Source organism: Mariniflexile maritimum (assembly GCF_009746565.1).
GTDB classification, from domain to species: domain Bacteria; phylum Bacteroidota; class Bacteroidia; order Flavobacteriales; family Flavobacteriaceae; genus Mariniflexile; species Mariniflexile maritimum.
In genome coordinates this window covers 465,746-488,331 of sequence record NZ_WRPN01000002.1, presented here as the reverse complement: position 1 = coordinate 488,331, position 22,586 = coordinate 465,746, and the positions used below count along the sequence as shown (strand labels likewise).

Sequence of the window (22,586 nt, the reverse complement as noted above, 5' to 3'; positions counted from 1 at the left end):
TTTATTTTTTTTGTGAATTTTACGCAACCTTCTATCGCTTTGAGCATCTATAAGTAAACTTCAAGAACTATGAAACTTAAATATATTTTTTGGTCACTATTTTTCATTACTGCATTATCTTGCAATAAAGATGATAGCAATTATGAGCTTGTGGAGGTTGCTACACCTCAAATAATGAGTAAGGCGGCATTTAGAAAATCTGTTGAAATAGTCGCTCCCAGAAATATTGAAAAATCCGGAAAAATTTATGCTTACAAAGATTATATTTTTGTTAGTGATGTTAACAAAGGAATTCATGTTATTGATAATTCCAATCCTAAATCCCCCAAAAGAATTAAGTTTTTAAAAATCCCTGGAAATGAGGATATTTCGGTAAAAGATGATTTTTTATATGCGGATAGCGCAACCGATTTATTGGTTTTTGATATTTCCAACATGAATTCAATTTCTTTAAAACAAAGGTTAGAAGATGTGTTTAATGTATATAATTTTCAAATACCACTTGGAATTAGAGTTGTTGATTATGTGGAATTCAATTATCAAACCGATATTATTGTAGGATGGACCGTTACTAAAGAAAGAAGGGAGAAAACAGATAACCGTTTTATTGATGCTGATTTTGGAGGAGTGGCACTTAACTCCGGCACAAAAGAATCTACTACTGGGCAAGGTGGTTCTTTGGCACGTTTTCAAATTGTAGATAATTATTTATATACCGTAGGTTCGCATGAAATGTTCATATTTAATATCAGTAACCTATCAAAACCAACATTAACAAACACCTATTACGCAGGGAACAACATAGAAACGTTGTTTCAAGCAGATGATTATTTGTACATAGGTAGTACGGATGGCATGTATATTTACGATTTAGTGAATCCTGAAAAACCAAATCGTTTATCTGAATTTGTGCATTGGACAGGGTGCGACCCGGTAGTTGTTGATGGCGATTATGCTTATTTAACATTGCGTGGTGGAAATAATTGTGGCGAGCAAGAAAGCGTGCTTGAGGTGATTGATATTAAAGACAAAACAAAACCAACTTTAGCTGCAAGATATGCGCTAGACAACCCTTATGGCTTAGGAATTAAGAACAATACGTTGTTTGTTTGTGACGGAAACGCCGGCTTAAAACTTTTTAACAAAGAAAATCCGTTAAAAATTTACATGATTAAACAATTTAAGAACATTCAATCTAAAGATGTTATCCCTTTGGAAGATAAATTGTTAATAATAGGTGGCGACATTTTATATCAATATAGTCATGTACAGAACGGTGTGCAACTCATTAGTTCATTCTCCTTAAATTAGGCTGTACCTAGAATAAAAAGATAATGAATCCTGCACTCAGCAGGATTTTTTTGTTTAGATATTAATTTCAAGGCTTAATTCAAAAATTATTTTACTTTTATCATTCATAAATTAACCAACCAAATAACCATGAATACAATTAACAGTTTATTAGAAAAAATAGAACGCGCCCCAGCATTGGATTTCGGAACCATTTTTAACCAATCCATCGAATTATTTAAAAAAGTTTGGGTTCAAGGACTGGTCGTTGTGTTGCTTACCATGCTTTTGATGCTTCCTTTGTACTTTATCATATACATTCCAATGATTGCCATGGGGTTTTTAAATCCAGAAACCATGCAAGATCATTCAGATTTCAATCCTATTATTATGATACCCTTTGGAATATTGGCACTTGTATTTACACTTATTGCGATAGTGATAGGGTTTGGTATGAAGGCATCCTTTTTCAGGATTTGCAAACTAAAGGATTTGGAGGAAATGGGCAACGATGATTATTTTTTCTACCTAAAAAGACCCTATTTGGGCAAAACCATTTCTTTATCGCTTGCCACATTTGGTATTTCGGTATTAGCCATGTTGCTATGCGTGTTTCCTATTATATATGTAATGGTCCCAATTACGCTAATGAATGTTATTTATGCCTTTAACCCAGAGCTTTCAACTTCCGAAATGATAAAGGCAAGTTTTAAGTTGGGCAACAAAAAATGGCTGCTTACCTTTGGTTTGGTTGTTATTTCCGGCTTTTTATCGGGTATCGTTGGGTTTTTAATGTGCTGTATTGGCATCTACGTTACCATGTCGTTTGCCTACATACCTGTTTATTTTATCTATAAAGAATCCATTGGTTTTAACAAGGAAGCCGTTAACCAAGATGAGGAAAGACTGTAATTGATTAATTTTGAAAATTTCCATAAAAAAGGCTGCATTATTTAATGGAATGTGGCCATTTTTATTTAAAAATAGTACAGATAACGGCAAAATTAGGCAGATAAACTTTTTTTCATATACATTTGTACCTTCAAAAAAAGACGTATGGCGAAGAATTTAGTAATTGTAGAGTCACCTGCTAAGGCAAAAACGATCGAAAAATTTCTAGGAAAAGATTTCAAGGTAGAATCCAGCTTTGGGCATATTGCCGACCTTCCTTCAAAAGAATTGGGCGTAAATGTGGATGGCGACTTTAAACCCACTTATGAAGTTTCAAAAGATAAAAAAGCGGTTGTAAAAAAGCTAAAGGACCTCGCTAAAAATGCCGATATGGTTTGGTTGGCAAGTGATGAGGATCGCGAGGGTGAAGCCATAGCATGGCATTTGGCCGAAACTTTAAAATTGGACAAAAACAAAACAAAGCGTATTGTTTTCCATGAAATTACTAAAACCGCCATTCAAAAAGCCATTGAAAACCCACGCGGTATCGATTACGATTTGGTTGATGCGCAACAGGCACGCCGTGTGTTAGACAGAATTGTTGGTTACGAACTCTCGCCCGTTTTGTGGCGCAAAGTAAAAGGTGGTTTATCGGCAGGTCGTGTACAATCGGTTTCGGTACGCCTCATTGTAGAACGCGAACGCGAAATCCAGGATTTTAAGGCTGAAGCATCGTATCGCATCGATGCCGAATTTTCAAATGAAGCCGGACAAACCTTCAAAGCTAAACTGGCTAAACATTTCTCAGAAAAAGAAGACGCACAAGCATTTCTGGAAAAAAATGCTACAGCAAGTTTCAAGGTTTCCGATTTAGAGAAAAAACCTGCTAAAAAAGCACCCGCTGCACCTTTTACAACTTCAACCTTACAACAAGAAGCATCTCGTAAACTCTATTTTTCGGTTAGCAAAACCATGACCATGGCGCAACGCCTTTATGAAGCTGGTTTAATTACCTACATGCGTACCGATAGCGTGAATTTATCCGATGAGGCCCGCAACGGCGCCAAAGCTGAAATCGAGAACGCTTTTGGCCCAAAATACAGCAAACCAAGAAATTACACCAGTAATGCCAAAGGCGCCCAAGAAGCGCATGAGGCCATACGACCAACCGATTTTGCGACCCATTCGGTTGATATTGACAGAGATCAAGCACGTTTGTACGATTTGATTTGGAAACGCGCCATCGCATCGCAAATGAGTGAAGCCGAATTGGAGCGTACCAATGTTAAAATTAGTGCTTCAACCCACAACGAAAATTTCACGGCGAATGGGGAAGTTATTACTTTCGACGGATTTTTAAAAGTGTATTTAGAAAGTACCGATGAGGAAGATGTTGAACAAGAAGGCATGTTGCCGGCAATGAAAGTAAACGAAAAACTTCTAAACAACTATATTACCGCCACCGAACGCTATACCCGCCCACCTTATCGCTATACTGAAGCGTCCTTGGTTAAGCAACTGGAGGAATTGGGCATTGGTCGTCCTTCAACTTACGCGCCTACCATTTCAACCATCCAAAACAGAAATTATGTTGAAAAAGGCTCGGTTGAAGGCTCAGAACGCCATTATACACAACTTACCTTGAAAAAAGGCGTTGTAAAAGATAAATTGCTTACCGAAAAAGTGGGGTCTGATAAAGGAAAATTAGTACCAACCGATATTGGAATGATTGTAACCGACTTTTTAGTGAACCATTTTGAGCATATCCTAGATTACAACTTTACTGCGAAAGTAGAAGAAGATTTCGACAACATCGCCGAAGGCAAAGTTAACTGGACCAGTTTGATGAAAGAGTTTTATGATGATTTCCATCCGCAAGTTGAAAATGTTCAAGAAAATGCCGATAGGGAATCGGGCGAACGTATTTTAGGCACCGACCCCAAAACAGGCAAACAAGTGAGTGTGCGCCTGGGTAAATTTGGCCCCATGGTACAAATAGGCACACCAGATGATGAAGAAAAACCGCAGTTTGCCAGTTTAAGTCCAGACCAGCAGTTAAATACCATAACGTACCAAGAAGCGATGGATTTATTCCAGCTTCCTAAAAGCCTAGGCACCTATAAAGGCGAAGATATTGAAGTGAACAACGGCCGCTTTGGCCCTTATGTAAAGTTTGGCGACACCTTTATATCCCTTCCAAAAGGCATGGAGGCCCTTAGCGTTGAACTGGATGACGCTATTGCCCTAATTAATGAAAAACAAGAAGCCGACGCACCCATTTATACCTATAAAAAATTGCCGGTTCAAAAAGGAAAAGGTCGGTTTGGCCCCTTCATTAAATGGAACAACATGTTCATTAATGTAAGCAACAAGTACGATTGGGACCATTTATCGGACAAGGATATTGTTGAACTGATTGAAACCAAACTTCAAAAAGATATCGACAAGGTTGTACATAACTGGGAGCAAGAAGGGATTCGGGTTGAAAAAGCCCGTTGGGGACGGCACAATATCCTGAAAGGAAAACTAAAAATAGAGTTGGATAAATCGGTTGATGTTTCAAAACTAACTTTAGAGGCCGTAAAAGCATTGATTGAGGAAAAAACGCCAAAAAAGAAAACGGCCAAGAAAAAAACAACCACCAAAAAAAAATGATCTGCTTATAATGTACTCAATCAACAAATGAATGTTTAAGTGATTATTTTATAGCAACCGTACCTAAAAAGTCATTATTTCTTTTGATATTTGCCTTAAGCCCAATGCATAACCAAACAACCTCATAAAAACCAAACATCTTGATAATTCCGTTTGCCATCTATGAATTTTAATTTTCTTTCTCCAGTTTCCGATGTGGTTTTGGCCCATAACGAGCTACTTTCCCTGCAGGCTTTAGGCAGAAAAATCAAAATTCACTCAAAACAAAAAGGCATCCCCGATCTAGAGGGCGTAAACATAGCCATCTTAGGGGTTCTTGAAAACAGAAACGACATTAATTATTGCGGGGAAACCTTTCAATTAAACGATGTAAGAAAGGCTTTTTATGGCCTGTATCCCGGAAGTTGGAATACGGTTATAGCCGATTTAGGCGATATCAACAAAGGCGAAAGTGTTGAAGACACCTATTTCGCACTAAAAACAACCATCGCTATTTTAATCAAAAAAAACATCATACCTATTATATTGGGCGGCTCCCAAGATTTAACGTATCCAAATTATAGAGCTTACGATACCATCATGCCCATGGTAAATATTGTAAACATTGATTGTAAATTCGATTTGGGCGATTCATCCAAACCTATCAAAAACGATAGCTTTATTGGGAAAATCATTTTAGACCAACCATACAACCTGTTTAATTACGCCACGGTGGGCTACCAAACCTATTTCAATTCACAGGAAGAAAAGGATTTGATGGAAAGCCTGTATTTTGAATCGTACCGCTTGGGTGAAGTTTCAAAAGACATTACCATTGTTGAACCCGTACTGCGCGATGCCAATATTGTTACCCTCGATTTAAGCGTACTAAAAGGTGCCGAGGTTGGCTTAAACCAAAAATTCTCACCAAACGGATTGGATGGCAAAGAAATTTGCGCCATCTCAAGGTATGCCGGTATTAGCAACAAAGTGAGCTCGTTCGGAATTTACGAATACAAACCATCCAAAGACGATGATATAACGGCAATGCTCATTTCCCAAGTACTCTGGTATTTTATTGAAGGTGTTAATTACAGGGTAAAAGACGACCATTTTACAGACGATAGCAGCTACCAAAAATTCACAACGCTGGTCGAATCGGATGAACTGGTATTTTACAAAAGCACCAAAACGGGCAGATGGTGGATTGAAATACCTTTTTTAACAGAAATTAATACTAAATTAAAAAGGCATACGTTATTACCTTGCACGCATCAAGATTATATAGATGCCTGTAATAACATGGTGCCAGACCGCTGGTACAAAGCTTTTCAAAAGAACTGTGTTTAACAGTAAAAACAGGCTAAGTGCTCATTTCATCGGTAAAATGTTATTTTTTTACGATGAAATGTAAATTTTTTTAATAAAAAGTTGTTTTTTAAAAAATATATAAATATGTTTACGCTCTCAAAAAATGAAGCTTAAATAATTAACCTCGAGTTTTCTATGGATATGAAGAAGTTTATATTATTAACCGCAGTAGTAGCATTACTAGCCAGTTGTGGCTCAAACGACAAAGGCGAACTGGTTGGTGTTAAAGGGAAAAAATGGCATCCTGAAAAGCCGTTTGGAATGGAACTTATTCCTGGGGGCGCCTTTATTATGGGTAAGGCTGATGATGATTTGGCAGGGGTACAAGATGCGCCCGCTAAAACGGCCACCGTTCGTGCCTTTTATATGGATGCAACCGAGATAACCAATAGCGAATACCGCGAGTTTGTTAATTGGGTTAGAGATTCTATCCTTCGTTACCGACTAGCTGTTTTGGCAGACGAGGTTGGAAAAGTACCCGAAGATGGCGGTATTGGCGAGTACGCCTTTAAAGACGCCGACACTGCAAATATGTCCGTTTACGAAAAATACATGTTTGAAAATTACACCGGCCTAGGGCCAACAGGTTATGAAGGCCGAAAAATAAACAACAAAGTTGAATTGATCTTTGATACGGCGAAATATCCAGACGAATATTATACCGAGGTAATGGATACCATGTATTTAAAACTGGAAGAATCCTATAACGGACAACGTACCTGGGATGTTAAAAAGTTCAAGTTTCAGTACAACTATATGGATATACAAGAAGCTGCTAGAAACAGGGGCATCAAACGTAAAGACGTTATTAAAAAAGAAGAAATTGAAATATATCCTGATACCACCGTTTGGATTCGCGATTTCGCATATTCCTACAACGAGCCCATGCACAACGATTATTTTTGGCATGATGCATACAGCGAATACCCCGTAGTAGGCGTTACCTGGAAACAAGCCAAGGCCTTTTGCGAATGGCGTACAATCAAGAAAAACAGCTATCAAAAATCAAGAAAAGGTGCCGCTATGGTAAACACGTTCCGCTTACCATCGGAAGCAGAATGGGAATATGCCGCAAGAGGTGGCCTACAAGCCGCAACCTACCCATGGGGAGGCCCTTATACCAAAAGCGACCGTGGCTGCTTTATGGCTAACTTTAAGCCCGTACGTGGCGATTACGCGGCAGACCAAGCACTTTATACCGTAGAAGCCAAATCGTACGAGCCAAACGACTACAACCTATACAACATGGCAGGAAACGTAGCCGAATGGGTAGATGCATCTTACGATCCTTCTTCCTACGAGTTTACTTCAACAATCAACCCAAGTGTTAACGACAAAAACAACAAACGAAAAGTTGTAAGGGGCGGTTCTTGGAAAGATGTTGCCTACTTTTTACAAGTAAGCTCAAGAGATTACGAATATGCAGATTCTGCAAGAAGCTACATTGGTTTTAGAACAGTTCAAGATTATATGGGGACACAAGTAACTGGAAAAAAGTAATAAAACCAATTAAAAATTAATCAAATCAAATCAATTAAATAACCTATTAATTAACCTACTTAAGTATTTTACTTAACTTAAAAATCGAAAATTATGGCACAGTCAAAAGCAAAAAAGAAGTTCATGAATATGGCTTACGGATTAGGAGCAGCAATTGTAATTATTGGCGCACTATTTAAAATTACCCATATGGAGTTCGGATTTATTAACGGAAACCTGATGTTAACATTAGGTCTTGTTACCGAAGCCATCATATTTGCAATATCAGCATTTGAAGACGTTGACAACGAACTAGATTGGTCGTTGGTATATCCTGAATTGGCTGGTGGTGAAACTAGCAAAAAAGAAAAAGAAAATCCTCAAGGATTATTATCAAAAAAATTGGATGAGTTATTAAAGGACGCTAAAATTGACGGTGAACTCATGGCCAGTTTAGGCGAAAGTATCAAAAACTTTGAAGGTGCCGCCAAAAACATGTCGTCTAGCGCAAACTCCATTGAAGCATCCAAAAAATATGGCGAAGAGCTATCTCTGGCAGCAGCACAAATGGAATCGTTGAACAGCTTGTACAAAGTACAATTGGAAAGCATCAGCAAACAAGCAAGCATCAATGAAGAATCTGTTGAAAACGCCGCCAAGTTAAAAGAACAAATGAAATCGCTAGCTTCAAACCTATCCTCATTAAATGGTGTATATGGTGGCATGCTATCTGCAATGAACAAAAACTAATTAGGGGTTTATCCCAAATTTAACAATAACCAAAAACCTAATTAGACATGGCAGGAGGAAATTTATCACCCAGACAGAAAATGATTAATCTGATGTATTTAATATTCATAGCAATGCTAGCATTAAATATGTCGAAAGAAGTGCTTTCAGCCTTCGGATTAATGAACGAAAAGCTTACCGAGTCTAATGAAGCCGCTTCAGATCGTAATACGAGCTTTATGGCGAATTTAGAGCAAAAAGCGACCGATCAACCAGAAAAATATGTGCCCTTAAAGTCAAAGGCACAACAAATAGATGCCTTAGCGGCCAAGTTTAACACCTATTTAGAAGACCTAAAAGGCAAAATGGTGGAAGGCCTCGATAACCCTACCGATTACGAAGTAATGGATAAAGGCGATTACCTTGACGAAAATTTCTTTAAAGGAGGCAAACTAAAGCCTGCTGGTCAAGAGTTTATGGATCAAATGGCCGCTTTTAGAGATGGCGTTGCCAAAATTTTGGCCGGCGAAAAAGGCATGGAGCCCGTTATTAAGGATGTTCAGGAAAAATTCAGTACCGACCCTGTTAAACGTGGCGCAGGTACCGTACAATGGCTTGAACATAACTACAAGGGCTTTCCTTTGGTAGCTTCCTTAACCAAAATGACCCAAATCCAATCGGACATCAAAACCACGCAATCGGAAGTATTATCAACCATGCTACAAGGTACACTTACAAGCGAAGTTTCCATGACCAACTACACCACCATACTTAAAACAAGTAAATCGGCTTATTTTAACAGTGAGCAATTTGATGGTGAAATTGTTTTGGGCAGAACAGATGAAAGCACAAAACCTAGCAGGGTTGAATTAACCTTAGATGGCAGAAGACTTGCCGAAAACCAATATACCATTGAAGGTGGCAGGGTTAAATTAAAAGTAGGCGCAGGCAGCGTTGGCGAACATAAAATTGAAGGTAAATTAATTTTTGCACAAGATGGTGAAGAAATTGAAGTTCCCGTTAGCCAATCGTTCGCAACGGTAGCAAAACCAAATTCAGCGACTATTTCGGCCGACAAAATGAACGTGGTGTATCGTGGCGTAAAAAACCCAATGACCATATCATTTGCTGGAATTGCCGATAACAACGTAAATGCTTCAGCAGAAGGGTTAAGCAGAGTTGGAGGCAGTAAATACATCATGGATGCCACCAGAATTCAAGGAAGAGAAGTAACCATAAATGTTACCGGTAAAATTGATGGACTAACCGTTGGCGACCGAGCAACCTTCAGAATAAAAGATTTGCCAAAACCAACAGGTACTGTAAGAGGTGAAGACGGTTCGGTTCAAATGCAGCGCAATGCCCTTGAAATATCAACCATTGGTGCCAAATTTGATGATTTCGATTTCGAATTGCCATTACGCGTTACCGGTTTCAAATTTAAAGTACCCGGGCAACCAACCATTAACGTTAATGGCAACAAGCTAGATGGTAGTGCCAAAGCAGCATTGCTTAAAGCCAAAAGAGGCTCAGACGTTACCATTTTCGATATTGAGGCCAAAGCTGAGGGTGTTAGCGTGATCCTTAAAAAAGTATCACCTATCATTGTCGAGCTAACAAACTAAACTATTAGGACATCATTGGTTACAATTTCCTAATAATTATAAAGCAACAGTAAAACATGAAACATCCATAACGTACACTAAAAACCAGTAAAACACGTTATGGATGTTAAATGGAACCATTGAAAAATAAAGATAAGCTCATGAATTTAAAAAGTTTTTTATTAACCGTTACAGCTGTTTGCACAGTATCTGGTGTATTTGCCCAAGCCAATATCCTGAACGCCAAAAGCCCTGAAGAAATTGGGGTACGCACAGATGCTCAAAAAGCCATTGATAATGACAAGCCATTGGAATACGGATATGTTGACGATAGAGACATCCTGTTTTCAAAAATGACCTGGGAAAAAATTATCTTGGATGAGCGTGCCAACTTCCCGCTATATTACCCTATCGACACCAACAATATTGGAAGCGACAGACGTTGTTTGTACGATGTGCTTATGAAGAACATCAAAAACGGTAATATTAAAAACATTTATGACGATTCTTATTTTAAAACAAAACGTACTTTAAAGGATATTGAATCGGCATTGGTTAAAATTGACACAACCGAGCTAGGTATAGAACAATTGAACGCCGGTGAAGAGTTATCACCAGAATACATTAACAGAAGGGACATTACCGCCGCTGATATTACAGAATACCACATTAAAGGACTTTGGTATTTTGACAAGCGTCAATCGGAAATGAAATACAGACTGTTAGGTATTGCTCCCGTTGCTCCGGATGTTAACTTTATAGATGCTGAAAACCCCGATTTGGTTGAACTGTTTTGGATATTTTTCCCTGATGCGCGCAATGTGCTGCACGAAGCCAAATCGTTTAACAACAAAAACAGTTCCATGCCATTTTCATTCGACCACGTATTGAACTCACGACGTTTTCAGGCGTACATTTATAAAGAAGAAAACGTTCAGGGCGATAGAGCTGTTACAGAATACATTGCCCAAAACGCCTTGATGCAATTATTGGAATCTGAAAGAATAAAAGAGAAAATAAGGGATTTTGAACTAGATATGTGGACATATTAACTTAAACTCTTAAATAATAGGTAAAGAACGCTCACAATATGTGGGCGTTTTTTTTTGGTTTTGATACCTGCAAAATGTCCATTTCAACGCAACCGAAACCCTAAAGAACCTCAAAATGTTTCTATATTTGCAACATGAAACAGGTTGATTATATAGTAGTAGGCATTGGGTTGGCGGGCATAAGTTTTTGCGAACAGCTAAAAGCAAACCAAAAAACGTTCGTGGTGTTTGATGATGCCTCGCAACAATCATCAACCGTTGCCGGCGGATTGTACAACCCAGTGGTCTTAAAGCGTTTTACACCTGTTTGGAAATGCCAGGAGCAATTGGATTTAGCACTATCTTTATATAAGAAATTGGAAGTTGAGTTAAACGTAAAACTCGATTATAAAATTCCCGTTTACCGAAAATTCACATCGCTAGAGGAGCAAAACGATTGGTTTACCGCTTCCGATAAACCTTTACTTTCAACTTATTTATCTTCAAAATTGATTAAAAACGAAAACCCTTCGGTTGATGCGCCTTTTGGTTTTGGTGAAGTGCTTAAAACAGGACGCATTGATGTAAAAACATTGATGGATGCTTATAAAGAACATTTGCTGAAAACGAATTCATTTATGGAAACGGCATTTAATTATGAAGCCTTAAAAATGGAAGGTGGCAGCATCCAATACGACCATATAAATGCTAAGCATGTAGTGTTTGCGGAAGGTTTTGGTGTAACGAAGAATCCTTACTTCAAAACAGTGCCCTTGGTGCCCGCAAAAGGCGAATTGCTCATTATAAAAGCGCCCCTTTTAAAAATTGACTACATACTAAAGGCCAATGCTTTTTTAATTCCGTTAGGTGCCGAATTTTACATTGTGGGCGCCACCTACGAATGGGAAGATTTAAGCAATGCCACCTCAAAAAAAGCCAAGGAAGAACTTTTAAGCAAACTAAAAAAATTAATCCATTGCGAGTTCGAGGTTGTAAACCAAGTGGCGGGCATCCGTCCTACGGTTAAAGATAGGCGTCCTCTGGTTGGCCAGCATCCCGCACACAAAAACCTTTATGTATTAAATGGTTTGGGAACCCGCGGTGTTATGATAGGCCCCTATGTAGCAAAGCAACTTTATGATTTTATTGAAAAAAGAATACCCTTAGACCAAGAAATCGACATTGCACGATTTTAAAACATGCGCTAACAAGTTAAGCTTTTCAGCACAAAAAATGCCTATAAAAAGAAATTCCAAACAAGGCCGAAACGTACCGTAAAATCGCGGTATGGATAGTTTGGTGCCGCATAATAATTGTAGCCTGTAAACGAAGAATTAAAATGTTCTGCTTTCAAATACAACCTGGTTTGGCGAATTTTTGCGTTTATAAAGAAGTCCAACCTCGGAAAATTACCATACTCCCTATCGGTTTGCACATAAAACTCTGCCAACAAGGGGTTGTAGGCATCCATATAATACTTAGTGAAATAGTTTAGGGTAACGCCCGTTTGCAAATACATGGCTTTTTTGAATAAGTGCGTGGAAAAATAAAGCGTGTTGCGGGTTGTTAACTCTGGAATATTCAAAACATTGTTAGCATCTTGTTTGTTTTGATATAATATGGTGTTGTTTAGTGCGAACTTGCCGAGTTTTATTTCGTTTTCTAATTTTGCCCTTAAATAAGTAATGGTGGGACTGTTTTGAAACGGTTGCACTTGGTTTGAAGTTGCATCTTTTGCAAAATAAACGTAATCGTTGATGGTGTTGAGATCGACGGTTAAACCTACCCAATTTTTATATTTTAATTTGAATGCGAGTTGCTGGGTTTTAATGTTGTTGAAATTATTTTGCCATATATAATTTTCATAACTGCTTTGATACAATAGGGCGTTGTAATTGGGTGCTTTGGAACTGTGGTTTAATGTTGCCGACGCCGAAATATCGTCATTCAACTTGAAACTTGCGGTCGCTTTCAGGAAATTACCATCAAAATCGCCTGCCACATTAATGCCCAATTCGCCATTAAGCTCGAATCCTTTATAATATTTATGATAGTGGCCACCCGCAGAAAAAACGTCACCTTTTAAGCGGTTGGTTATGGTATTGCCATTTAATATTGCTATTTTATTGTAACCATAATTATAAGTGTTGGTTGTGATGTTGAATTGTAAATCGCCAATAATGTTGTTGCTGTAATTTAATTGAAATTGGTTATAGAAGTTTTCAAGCGTTGTTTTGTCCTTTAGTGATGTGGTTACGTTTGCGGTTCCAAAATAAGCTGTATTGGCACTTGTTTGCTTGTATTCATAATACTTATCTTCAAAAGAAATAATATGCCCAACACTAAGTTTGTTTTTTGAGAGCGAATCCCGTTTTCTTATAATATGGTAGGTATGGTCTAAATGAAAACGTTTGCCTTTCAACATGCTTTCGGCATTTTCAAAATTGACTTCCAGTATGGAACGGTCTTGAAATTCGGGTGCACCCGATTCAAAATCATCAATAAAATCATCGCGCAGGCCACCATTCTCTTGATTTAACAAATCTTGGGTAACAATATGCCCCTTAGCATTATACCGTTTGTTTTTGGTTTGATAATTACCGGTGAACCTAAAATTACCGCTGCTAGACAATATATGCTGGTATTTACCCAACGAGCGCAAGCCTTTGTAGGCTATTGAAAAGTTGAATTGCGGCGAGGTGTTTACGGTAAAAAACGAATCGGCCATTTGCCCTTGCTCAAACGCCGTTCTAAAAAGCAGCTCGGTTAAAGGTGTTGGCACGCGGTAATAGTTAATATCCTCAATTTCCATATAGAAAAAATGTTTCGCTTGGGCTGCAAAACCGGGCATCAAATTGGTGTTTTGAAAATTATAGGTGAGGCTATTATAGGTTTGCCCCATATTTGAAAAAGGCATCAAACCAAAATCGTCTTTTCGCAAGTAATTGAACTTATAATCCTTTTTTATGGAAAGGGTCGTATCAACGTAGGTCGTATCATTTTTATAAGAGATAATTAAATAATCGGTCACTTTTGGAAGCGGTTTGCTAGTAGAATCTTTGGGCTGAACAATCCCCAGTTCCCTACCCAATCGGTTAGTTTTTGCGGGTCTATCCTGGGCGAAAAGCGTATTAAATGACGCCAAAAAAAGAAGCAGCCATAGCAGGTTTCTAATTAAAAAATACTTTTTTATTGCTTTTAAACCCGGATATAAAGTCATAAGAATACGTTTCGATACTAAGTTAATCAGCTAAACATTTATTGCCATTTTTAACCTTGCAAAGGTAAATACAAAATATGATAACGCTATAAAACGTAAAAATTATTTAAGCAATAGTTTATATTTCTTGGCGGTAATCGTTAAAAATCCCTAAACCAAGACTGATTTAGGGATTTCTTTATGATAAAAACAACCTATTTAAGAGCTATTAACCGAACCACAAGCCGTAAACCCTAATGGAAGGATTATCTAAACTGGTAAAGGTACCTGCCCTGTTGATATAACTGGCTGCACTTGATGAAAAACTGCCCTCATCGGTATAAATAAGGCCTTTGCTACTTTTGAAAAAGTTTAACAATGGCATTACCAAAGGTTCGAAGATAACAGAATTACCCGCAGTAGGCCCTGAATATTTAAGGAACAATTTTCTGTTGGTGATGACACCTCGCTCAAAACAAAAGAACGAATTAAAGCGTGCACCATCGGCTGCCCTAACCAACTGTATGTACAGATAGGTATCGCAATTGTCGCTTTCAAAATCGATAATGAGTTGGTATTGGCGCACTGTCCAGGTGCCATAACCCGTCGTTTGAAAATTGGTGGTTATTTGCTTTAAAACATTGTCGTGCCCCAAACTGGTTAAAGGATTGCTTCCCAAACCTGGTTGGTACAAAAACCCTGTAGGCCCTAATTCCAATAATTCGTTTACATCTTCACTTATAAAAGCAGGTTCAGCATCAAACAAAATAGTGGCTGTTGACCCATTTACAGTTGAAACATAACTAGAAGTAGCAGCATTGTAAGTGAAATTGGTGTAACTTTCGCCATCGAACTCTAACGACGGACTTATCATTAAGCCATCGCCCGTAAAAGCAATACCAAAATTAAATTCCTTAATAGAGAGCACATCGCCTTCTACCAATACCCGAGGAGAGGCATACAGCCTAAAGGCATCATAATTGAAGTTGAAATTAGACTCTTTGTTCCCCTTTTTTATTTTTAAAACCTGAAAAACGGAACTCGTGGGCTTTGGCAATATATTTTGGCGCTGCGCCAAGGAACTCTGTACTTTTTGTACACTTTCGGTATTAAAGTTTGCCAAGCCAGAAGGCGTTAGTTCAAAACGCCCCGTTTCAGAATTTCTAACATCTTTTAATGTTATAACCCCGTTTGCATTGCCAAAATATTGGAATACCGAGGTGCCTTTAAACCCAGTTCCTATAAGCCCGGGCAAGTCGGGGTTGCTCACTTTTTGAATGTGGTTTCTGGTAGTAAAGACCAACTCGGTGGTGGCGCCGTAACGCACTTCATAAGAGGAGGTTTCAATGGCGGTTTCAGCATCAAAATCGGAGGTCATGTTCACCGTACCATCTGCATTGAACTTCATATAAAATGTAAACCCGCCAAACTCATCGTTCTTTGGGAAATACACCCCTTTGAAGCCATTGTTTTCCTTCAAAAGCAAATTAAGCAATTCGCTGTTTTTCTGTGCAATTCTATCAGCTGGGGAATCTGAAAAAAGGCTTTCGGTGGTGTCGTTGTTACACGATACCAAACCAAAAAACAGTAAACAGATAAGGCCAAATTTTAAATATATATTTTTCATAGAGATTAATTTACGAGTTTTTGGGTTGCAATGGCCACAAGTTCTTGAAGCTCATATAGATCAATATTGAATTTCTTTTTGTAATAATCGACCACCATGGCTTCTTTCATTCTAATTATCGCTTTAGATTCTGGGTTGCTGATGCTTTCAACCAGGGCATCGAACTCGGGTTTTGAATTGGTTAGCATTTCTGAAACCATCTCAACAAAATCCTCGCTTTCCTGACTGGAGCCATAGGCGGTAATATAGCCTAATTCCCTTGCTTCTTCATCGCTTCTATTAAACCATTGCGCCGTGTAATTTTCCGGGTTTATAAGTCCGTAAGTTGCATCAATGGGAATGTTTTGGTTTAAAATATGGGCGTACTCGTGCTGAACCGTTTTTAAAGGCTGCTTAATGCTATTGATATTGGAAAAATCCAAATAATCGATATTAAAGAGCGTTATTTTTGCACCGGCCTCGGCCACACCCAGGGTAATGGTAGGACTGTTTGGGTTGTAATTAAAGCTACCCACAAATGTAAACTGCCTAGGCGCAATTTTTTTGATGAAATTAGGCCCGCCAACTTGGGTGTAAGGTTCAATCCAAGCTTTTTGCAACGCGTTGGCTACTGGCTTAACGCTCGATTCAAAGGGTGGGTGCAAATACCTGTCAATATCGGTATCATTAATGTCCCATTTGTAAAGCACTTCAATATTGTACGGTGTTACAAAATTGCTTCTTAAATAAATATCCAATTCATTTAAAATGGGCGGGTTGGTATCGATTTGGCTTTCAGCTACGCTATCGGAACCATCGTCGCATGCCGAAGCAAACGCCAAGACCAATGAAGCTAGTAGTATATATTTTAATTTTTTCATTTTGATAAAATTTAAGTTTTAAAATTATCTTGGATTTTGAGGAATACCAAACGATTGAGCCGATTCTGGTATTTGAACTTGCCGCCTATTATCATTTTTAGGCAATTTGTAACTGTTGCCTAATATATCGGTATGGGTCAGTTCCACATTATGCCGTTTAATATCAAACCAGCGCAGGCCATCGTTATAAAAAATGGTTTGCTTAATGTCTAAAATAGCAGCAACAAAAGGTAGGGATGCCCCTGGAATACCGTAAAACGGAGTGTATGTTGTTGTTGGGAAGCCTTGGTATAGGGTTGCTATTTCTGAAGCGGTCAAGACATCGGTGGCGGGGTTGTAATTATCCGATTTTACGGATAACGACCAATTGATATCGGTTGTCGCTTTATCAAATTGCCCTAACATGGCGTAAGCTTCGGCACGGTTAAGCAAGACTTCATCGGTTGACAATAACACATAGGTGACAAATGCATTTCCGGTTCCTGCCGCTTGATTGGTTACCTTAAAATACTCTTGGAATTTTGGGATGTTGTAATACAAATCGGAGGAACCGTAAATTCCAAAAGACCAATCATTACCTGAGATATTCCCACCAAAGAACAATTTACTGGCTATGGCACTATTCATTTGATAACGGGCGCTGTAATGAAACCTATTATAAAGTGAGGATGCCGATACCAACAATAAATTTGCAGGTTCATCGGTAGAAGACGCATAAAAATAATTTTGTTCAGAATAGGTTTTTGGCGCATAATTAGTGGTCCAATTTCTCAAAACATTTAAAGCGTTTGTCCCCAAGGCTTCGGTGCTATGGTCGATCACTTTTTGCCAATCCCCTTTATTCAAATAAAAACGAGATGCAAACGCATGAGCTGCTCTTTTTGTGAAGTGATATGCCGGTACGTTATATTCATCCTTTATAAGCGGAATGCCCGTTTCAATATCATTTTGAATTTGGCTATATACTTGCGCTACGTTACCTCTTTCATATTTTGCCAACAATACCGTTTCGGGCTTGGTTACATAAGGAATACCCATATCGGTACTTGCGGTTGCAGAACTGTAGGCTTTTGAAAAGATACTTACCAGCATAAAATGGGCATAGGCACGACATAAAAGTGCTTCCCCTTTTAGGGCATTATAGGTAGAGCCTCCACCCAAAGCTTCGATTGATGCCAAAGCTTGGTTAGCTTGGGCTATGGCTTTATAGGCTCGGTTCCAGTAATTTGTGGGCGTGTCATCATCGGTATCGTTAATATCGTCCCAAAAATACATACGTTTGTTAAGTGTGGTCGCAAAATCGATGCCCGTATCGGCACTTGGGCCTTTATCGCCTGCATTATCGGACATGGGCTCTAAAAAAGGCACATAAGCGGCATCGGGATACGCTCCAACAAGCAATTCGGCTATCTTTTCGGGAGTGTCCAGGGCTTCAATTCTATTATCGGGCGTTTCATCCAAAACATCGTTACAAGATGATGCCAGTAAAACAAATGCTAAGACTTTTATTATATTAAATTTTATATTTTTCATCATATTCATTTTAAAAACCAACATTTAGTGAGAAGGTGAACAAGCGCGAAATGGGATAAGCAACACCACCAGATCTGAAAAATTCCGGATCTTGACCGCCCAACTTCGAATCGGAGTAAATTAAGAACGGGTTGGTAGTTTGCAAACTCAACCTAAAATTTGAAATCCCTAATTTATTGATGGTTTGTTTATCGAAGTTATAGCCCAATGCTATGTTTTTCATACGGATAAAATCGCCATCGGCAGTACGCGCCGTGGAATAATTATAGGCGTTGTAGGCCCTTTCCAGTTCGTTTTCGCCAAAAGCCTGCAATACACTTTGCGAAGCTATTGTTGGAACATTTGTAATGTTTTCATCACCAGAGGCAATCCAACGGTTTACAAATTCGCGTGGGAACACATCCAAATCGGTATATTTCGATTTGTAGGCAGATGCTAAACGTACTTTATTACCTGCTGAAAAAGAGATAAAGAAACTAAAATCCCAATTTTTATAAGTAAAGCTATTTGAAAGTCCGCCCGAAACATTGGCTTCGGTAGGGCCTTCATACACTAAATAGTCCAGCACCTTATCGGTATCCTGAAAATCGATTAAATCGTAAGGTTTTGCGGGGTTAAAATCTGGGTCTTCAGTTAAAAAAGTGGGTAAGCCATAGTTGTTTAGCCCTTCAAATTTATACGAGAACAATGCGCCTTTTGGATAGCCAATGGCATTGCCCCTACCAGTACCCGTTACCAAATCGAACACATTCGATTCTTGTTTAAGCGAGGTTACTTCTTGGTTGAAATGTGAGATGTTAAAACCGGTTTTCCATCTAAAATCATCACTATCAATGTTTACGGTATTTACCTGAAACTCGATACCGTTTGTGGTCATTTCAGAGTTGTTGCCCAACTTAAGGGATTCGCCTCCAATACCCGTGGTTCTTATAAGGTCGATTAAGTCTTTTCCTTTTCTAAAATAGGCATCAAAATTCAACATAATCCTGTTATGGAAAAAGCCTACATCAACCCCTAAATTCAGCTCTAAGGTTTTTTCCCAAGTTAATTCGCTGTTTTGCAAATCTTCAATATCAATATAATTTTCGCGGTCGTCATTATAAGTTCTATCGGTAATTTGGCTTCTAAAAACGGCCAGATTATTGGTGGCATTATCTGCTAAAAGAGCCACAAGCCCGTAGCTGGGACGGAAGGCGAGCGATGAAACGATATCCGATTTTTTTATAAAATCCTCTTTATCAACATTCCATTTACCGCCAATGGTGTAGGTTGGCAACCATCGCGAATCGGAAGATTTACCTGCCCTGTTTGAACCTTCGTAGTTTCCGGTAACGTTAAGCACGTATTTTTTCTCAAAATCATAGGTAAGGTTTGCAAAAAAGGACACCTCACGTTGCCTGGTTTCTTCAGCCGAAAAATAAGGATTGCCTTCTAAAATGGCTTTCTTTAAAATATCAGGATCGGTAAAAACCGTTCCACCGCGTGAAAATTGGTAGCCGTAACCTGTATTTTTAGTTTCGGTTCTATCGGTATATCTGTATTCTTGTCCGCCATAAATACGGATACCATGGGCCTCATTGTTGAAGCGTTTAGTAAAGTCCAAGGTATTCCTAAAGGTATAAGTAACCAGGGTGTTTTTTGAGGTGATTAATATTCCGCCAACGGGCAATACCACTTTGGGGCGTGAATTTGGAAAATCGGGGTCTGAAAACAGAAAGGTGTTTTGGTCCTGCACGATGGTGGTCTCATCTGCCCTATAGGCACCCGCAACATTCGAGTTTTCTGTTATGGCATGTTCGCCATTGGAGGTGGCATAGCGTGCAGAGCCCAAGAAGTTGTAGGTTATGTTTTTATTGATTTCATATTCGCCCTGACCTTGGAATTTAATATCGGACACGTTCAGTTCAATGCCATTGTTTTTTAGTTCATCTAAAATATTAAAAGGAGCCCAGTTGTATCGGGAATATTCCAAATTTCCATCTGCATCGCGCGGACGCAACGCTCTACTGGTATTGATGGCGTAGCTAAACGGATTGATATCAAAATCACGGGTATAGGAACCGCTTACCACATCTTCCTGTCTGGCAAAAGTGCCGGGTGCCAATTGATTTCTAATGGAGCCTTGCAATTGCGTCGTTATCTTTAATTTATCGTCCATTAAAAAATAAGTATTCCTTAAATTTCCGGTGATGCGTCGTACCCTATCGGCAACTGTCCAGCCCCCATCGGTATAATATCCCAAAGATGCGTAAGATGTAGAGTTTTCGCCACCTCCCGAAAAACTTAGGGTATGGGTTTGGGTGGGTGCCGCACTGAACAAGGTTTTAAACCAGTTGGTGTTTGCCAGTTCGTACTGTTGTAAAAAACGGGCACGAGCCTCGGGCGTATTTTGAAGTTGGAACTGCCCTGTGGTTTCATCAAAATTATTGATGGCGCGGTACATGATGTTATAGATGCCCCCATACCTACCTTGAAAGGAAGAAGGCAAGTTGAGAAAGCCCTTTGTTTCCATTTCCCGGTAAACTGAAACGGTTTCTTGCGAGTTCAATAAATCGTAGTTGGTATATCTGGGTATATCCCTCACGGCATATTCTGCGGCATAATTAAAGGTAGGCTTTTGGTTTTTCTTACCAGATTTTGTAGTAATAACCACCACGCCATTTAAGGCCCGTGCACCATAAAGTGCGGTTGCAGAAGCATCTTTAAGAATTTCGAAACTTTCCACATCGGAAGCGTTTAACCCAGCAACTGCCGAACTTAATAAGGTATTGGCATCGCCAGAAACCAAATCGGACACCGAAAGGTTCACGATTTCTTCTTGAATTACCCCATCAATAATCCAAATGGGCTTGGTATCGCCTAAAATGGAAGACGAACCACGAATGGTAATCCTGGGCGATGCTCCAAAAGTACCGGTTACATTTTGTACGCTAACACCTGCTACCCTACCTTCGAGTGCCCTTGAAATATCGGCCTCACCATCTAGTTTTATATCGGCTGCTTTTATGGTTTGCGACGCGCCCGTAAACAATTCGCGCTTTACGTTTTGGTAACCGGTTATTACAACCGTATCCAGGTTTTCGCGATCTTCATCCATTACAATATTGATGGTTGTTTGCGACCCTACCGTTATTGTTTGGGTTTTCATGCCAATAAAACTCACTTTTAGCACACTTCCCGTTTTTGCTAAAATAGTATAATCGCCATCAAAGTTGGATGCCGCCCCCCTATTGGAGCCTTCAACAATAATGGTTACCCCTCCCAAAGGGACGCCATTTGAATCGGTAATTTTTCCTTTAATTGATTTTTCTTGCGTAAAAGCAAACTGCATAGTGAGCACCAAGAAAAACGTTAACACACACGTCAACTTTCTTTTCATAGAATAGATATTTGAATTAGTCAATTACAAACATCTTAATATTATCTTAATAAAACAAAAAAAGAGTACTAAAAAACTGTCTAAAAATTAAAAAACACAATATTTAATTATAAAAACAGCAATTATAAAACAATATTTATGCGTTAAATTCAATGTTTTTGCTTTAATATTACATATTCAGCAATAGCGAAATGTATAATCCACAAAAATACCCTGCTATTTGATTTACTAACTACAAAAAATCGAATAAAAATTATAAATTTGATATAATTTTTGGGCAGATGTTATTAAAAAACCATTCCAACTTTAACCTAGAATGTGGAACCGATGAAGCTGGACGCGGGTGTTTAGCGGGTCCGGTTACTGCGGCGGCCGTGATTCTTCCTAAGGGTTTTAAAAATGGGCTTTTAAACGATTCCAAACAACTTAGCGAAACCAAGCGCGCCCTCTTAAAACCAATTATTGAAACAGAAACACTCACTTTTGGCGTTGCACATGTATTTGAGAATGAAATAGATGCCATTAATATTTTGAACGCTTCCATTTTGGCCATGCACAAAGCCATGGACCAATTAACCGCAAGGCCCGAATTTATTATTGTAGATGGCAACAAATTTAAACCATACCAGAATATCCCGTTTGAAACCATTATTAAGGGCGATGGCAAATATTTAAGCATTGCCGCCGCATCGGTGCTGGCCAAAACGTATCGCGATGCCTATATGGAAACCATTCATGAAGAATACCCAATGTACAACTGGAAACAAAACAAGGGCTACCCCACCAAAGCACACCGCGAAGCCATAAGCAAATACGGAATTACCAAATACCATCGAAAATCGTTTAGACTTTTACCCGAGCAATTGGAATTGGATTTTTAAAGAATACAGCCAAGAGAACAAACAATAAATACAGGCTGCGTGACGCGAAAGACTAAGATAAAACTCTGAAATAAATTG

15 protein-coding genes are annotated in these 22,586 nt (G+C 38.8%); 10 read left to right on the top strand and 5 right to left on the bottom strand.

What is annotated here, in order from left to right; all coding sequences use genetic code 11:
• Positions 1–69 precede the first annotated feature (69 nt).
• The 9 genes from GQO80_RS04920 (at position 70) to GQO80_RS04880 (ending at position 12,225) form a co-directional block, all read left to right on the top strand.
• Positions 70–1,311 (top strand): LVIVD repeat-containing protein, encoded by a 1,242-nt coding sequence (locus GQO80_RS04920; protein WP_157207207.1) that lies wholly within the window; start codon positions 70–72, stop codon positions 1,309–1,311.
• Positions 1,312–1,440: 129 nt separating this feature from the next.
• Positions 1,441–2,202 (top strand): hypothetical protein, encoded by a 762-nt coding sequence (locus GQO80_RS04915; RefSeq protein ID WP_157207206.1) that lies wholly within the window; start codon positions 1,441–1,443, stop codon positions 2,200–2,202.
• A gap of 144 nt (positions 2,203–2,346) precedes the next feature.
• Positions 2,347–4,836, top strand: a complete 2,490-nt coding sequence (gene topA, locus GQO80_RS04910) for a type I DNA topoisomerase (protein ID WP_157207205.1) — start codon at positions 2,347–2,349, stop codon at positions 4,834–4,836.
• Positions 4,837–4,998: 162 nt separating this feature from the next.
• Complete coding sequence (locus GQO80_RS04905) at positions 4,999–6,165, top strand: formimidoylglutamase (RefSeq protein ID WP_157207204.1); 1,167 nt, start codon at positions 4,999–5,001, stop codon at positions 6,163–6,165.
• Positions 6,166–6,327: 162 nt separating this feature from the next.
• Complete coding sequence (porK, locus tag GQO80_RS04900) at positions 6,328–7,686, top strand: T9SS ring complex lipoprotein PorK/GldK (RefSeq protein ID WP_157207304.1); 1,359 nt, start codon at positions 6,328–6,330, stop codon at positions 7,684–7,686.
• A gap of 93 nt (positions 7,687–7,779) precedes the next feature.
• A complete protein-coding gene (gene porL, locus GQO80_RS04895; protein WP_157207203.1) occupies positions 7,780–8,415 on the top strand; it encodes a type IX secretion system motor protein PorL/GldL in 636 nt (211 codons plus the stop codon).
• 47 nt (positions 8,416–8,462) lie between these two features.
• Positions 8,463–10,019, top strand: coding sequence for a type IX secretion system motor protein PorM/GldM (porM, locus tag GQO80_RS04890; RefSeq protein WP_157207202.1), 1,557 nt, complete (start codon positions 8,463–8,465; stop codon positions 10,017–10,019).
• Between the two features lie 140 nt (positions 10,020–10,159).
• Positions 10,160–11,050 (top strand): type IX secretion system ring subunit PorN/GldN, encoded by an 891-nt coding sequence (gene porN, locus GQO80_RS04885; RefSeq protein WP_157207201.1) that lies wholly within the window; start codon positions 10,160–10,162, stop codon positions 11,048–11,050.
• Positions 11,051–11,184: 134 nt separating this feature from the next.
• On the top strand, positions 11,185–12,225 hold the full coding sequence (locus tag GQO80_RS04880; protein ID WP_157207200.1) for an NAD(P)/FAD-dependent oxidoreductase: 1,041 nt from the start codon (positions 11,185–11,187) through the stop codon (positions 12,223–12,225).
• A gap of 41 nt (positions 12,226–12,266) precedes the next feature.
• Here GQO80_RS04880 and GQO80_RS04875 read toward each other — a convergent pair whose 3' ends face one another.
• From GQO80_RS04875 to GQO80_RS04855, 5 genes are all read right to left on the bottom strand, one after another.
• On the bottom strand, positions 12,267–14,249 hold the full coding sequence (locus GQO80_RS04875; protein ID WP_157207199.1) for a putative porin: 1,983 nt from the start codon (positions 14,247–14,249) through the stop codon (positions 12,267–12,269).
• A gap of 208 nt (positions 14,250–14,457) precedes the next feature.
• Positions 14,458–15,855 (bottom strand): DUF4302 domain-containing protein, encoded by a 1,398-nt coding sequence (locus tag GQO80_RS04870; protein WP_157207198.1) that lies wholly within the window; start codon positions 15,853–15,855, stop codon positions 14,458–14,460.
• Between the two features lie 5 nt (positions 15,856–15,860).
• Complete coding sequence (locus GQO80_RS04865; RefSeq protein WP_157207197.1) at positions 15,861–16,715, bottom strand: substrate import-associated zinc metallohydrolase lipoprotein; 855 nt, start codon at positions 16,713–16,715, stop codon at positions 15,861–15,863.
• 24 nt (positions 16,716–16,739) lie between these two features.
• The gene (locus GQO80_RS04860) at positions 16,740–18,251 is read right to left on the bottom strand and encodes a RagB/SusD family nutrient uptake outer membrane protein (RefSeq protein ID WP_157207196.1); all 1,512 of its coding nucleotides are present in this window, start codon (positions 18,249–18,251) and stop codon (positions 16,740–16,742) included.
• A gap of 7 nt (positions 18,252–18,258) precedes the next feature.
• Positions 18,259–21,627: a SusC/RagA family TonB-linked outer membrane protein gene (locus GQO80_RS04855; RefSeq protein ID WP_157207195.1), complete on the bottom strand. Its 3,369-nt coding sequence runs from the start codon at positions 21,625–21,627 to the stop codon at positions 18,259–18,261.
• 281 nt (positions 21,628–21,908) lie between these two features.
• Here GQO80_RS04855 and GQO80_RS04850 point away from each other — a divergent pair, with 281 nt between their 5' ends.
• The gene (locus GQO80_RS04850) at positions 21,909–22,508 is read left to right on the top strand and encodes a ribonuclease HII (RefSeq protein WP_157207194.1); all 600 of its coding nucleotides are present in this window, start codon (positions 21,909–21,911) and stop codon (positions 22,506–22,508) included.
• Positions 22,509–22,586: the final 78 nt, after the last annotated feature.

Bases quoted from the DNA above. Each gene is read 5' to 3' on its own strand.
- GQO80_RS04870 (WP_157207198.1), bottom strand. From the start codon at position 15,855: ATGAAAAATATATATTTAAAATTTGGCCTTATCTGTTTACTGTTTTTT.
- GQO80_RS04850 (WP_157207194.1), top strand. From the start codon at position 21,909: ATGTTATTAAAAAACCATTCCAACTTTAACCTAGAATGTGGAACCGAT.
- GQO80_RS04880 (WP_157207200.1), top strand. From the start codon at position 11,185: ATGAAACAGGTTGATTATATAGTAGTAGGCATTGGGTTGGCGGGCATA.
- GQO80_RS04875 (WP_157207199.1), bottom strand. From the start codon at position 14,249: ATGACTTTATATCCGGGTTTAAAAGCAATAAAAAAGTATTTTTTAATT.
- porK (WP_157207304.1), top strand. From the start codon at position 6,328: ATGAAGAAGTTTATATTATTAACCGCAGTAGTAGCATTACTAGCCAGT.
- GQO80_RS04920 (WP_157207207.1), top strand. From the start codon at position 70: ATGAAACTTAAATATATTTTTTGGTCACTATTTTTCATTACTGCATTA.
- GQO80_RS04915 (WP_157207206.1), top strand. From the start codon at position 1,441: ATGAATACAATTAACAGTTTATTAGAAAAAATAGAACGCGCCCCAGCA.
- GQO80_RS04905 (WP_157207204.1), top strand. From the start codon at position 4,999: ATGAATTTTAATTTTCTTTCTCCAGTTTCCGATGTGGTTTTGGCCCAT.
- porN (WP_157207201.1), top strand. From the start codon at position 10,160: ATGAATTTAAAAAGTTTTTTATTAACCGTTACAGCTGTTTGCACAGTA.
- porL (WP_157207203.1), top strand. From the start codon at position 7,780: ATGGCACAGTCAAAAGCAAAAAAGAAGTTCATGAATATGGCTTACGGA.
- porM (WP_157207202.1), top strand. From the start codon at position 8,463: ATGGCAGGAGGAAATTTATCACCCAGACAGAAAATGATTAATCTGATG.
- GQO80_RS04855 (WP_157207195.1), bottom strand. From the start codon at position 21,627: ATGAAAAGAAAGTTGACGTGTGTGTTAACGTTTTTCTTGGTGCTCACT.
- topA (WP_157207205.1), top strand. From the start codon at position 2,347: ATGGCGAAGAATTTAGTAATTGTAGAGTCACCTGCTAAGGCAAAAACG.
- GQO80_RS04865 (WP_157207197.1), bottom strand. From the start codon at position 16,715: ATGAAAAAATTAAAATATATACTACTAGCTTCATTGGTCTTGGCGTTT.
- GQO80_RS04860 (WP_157207196.1), bottom strand. From the start codon at position 18,251: ATGATGAAAAATATAAAATTTAATATAATAAAAGTCTTAGCATTTGTT.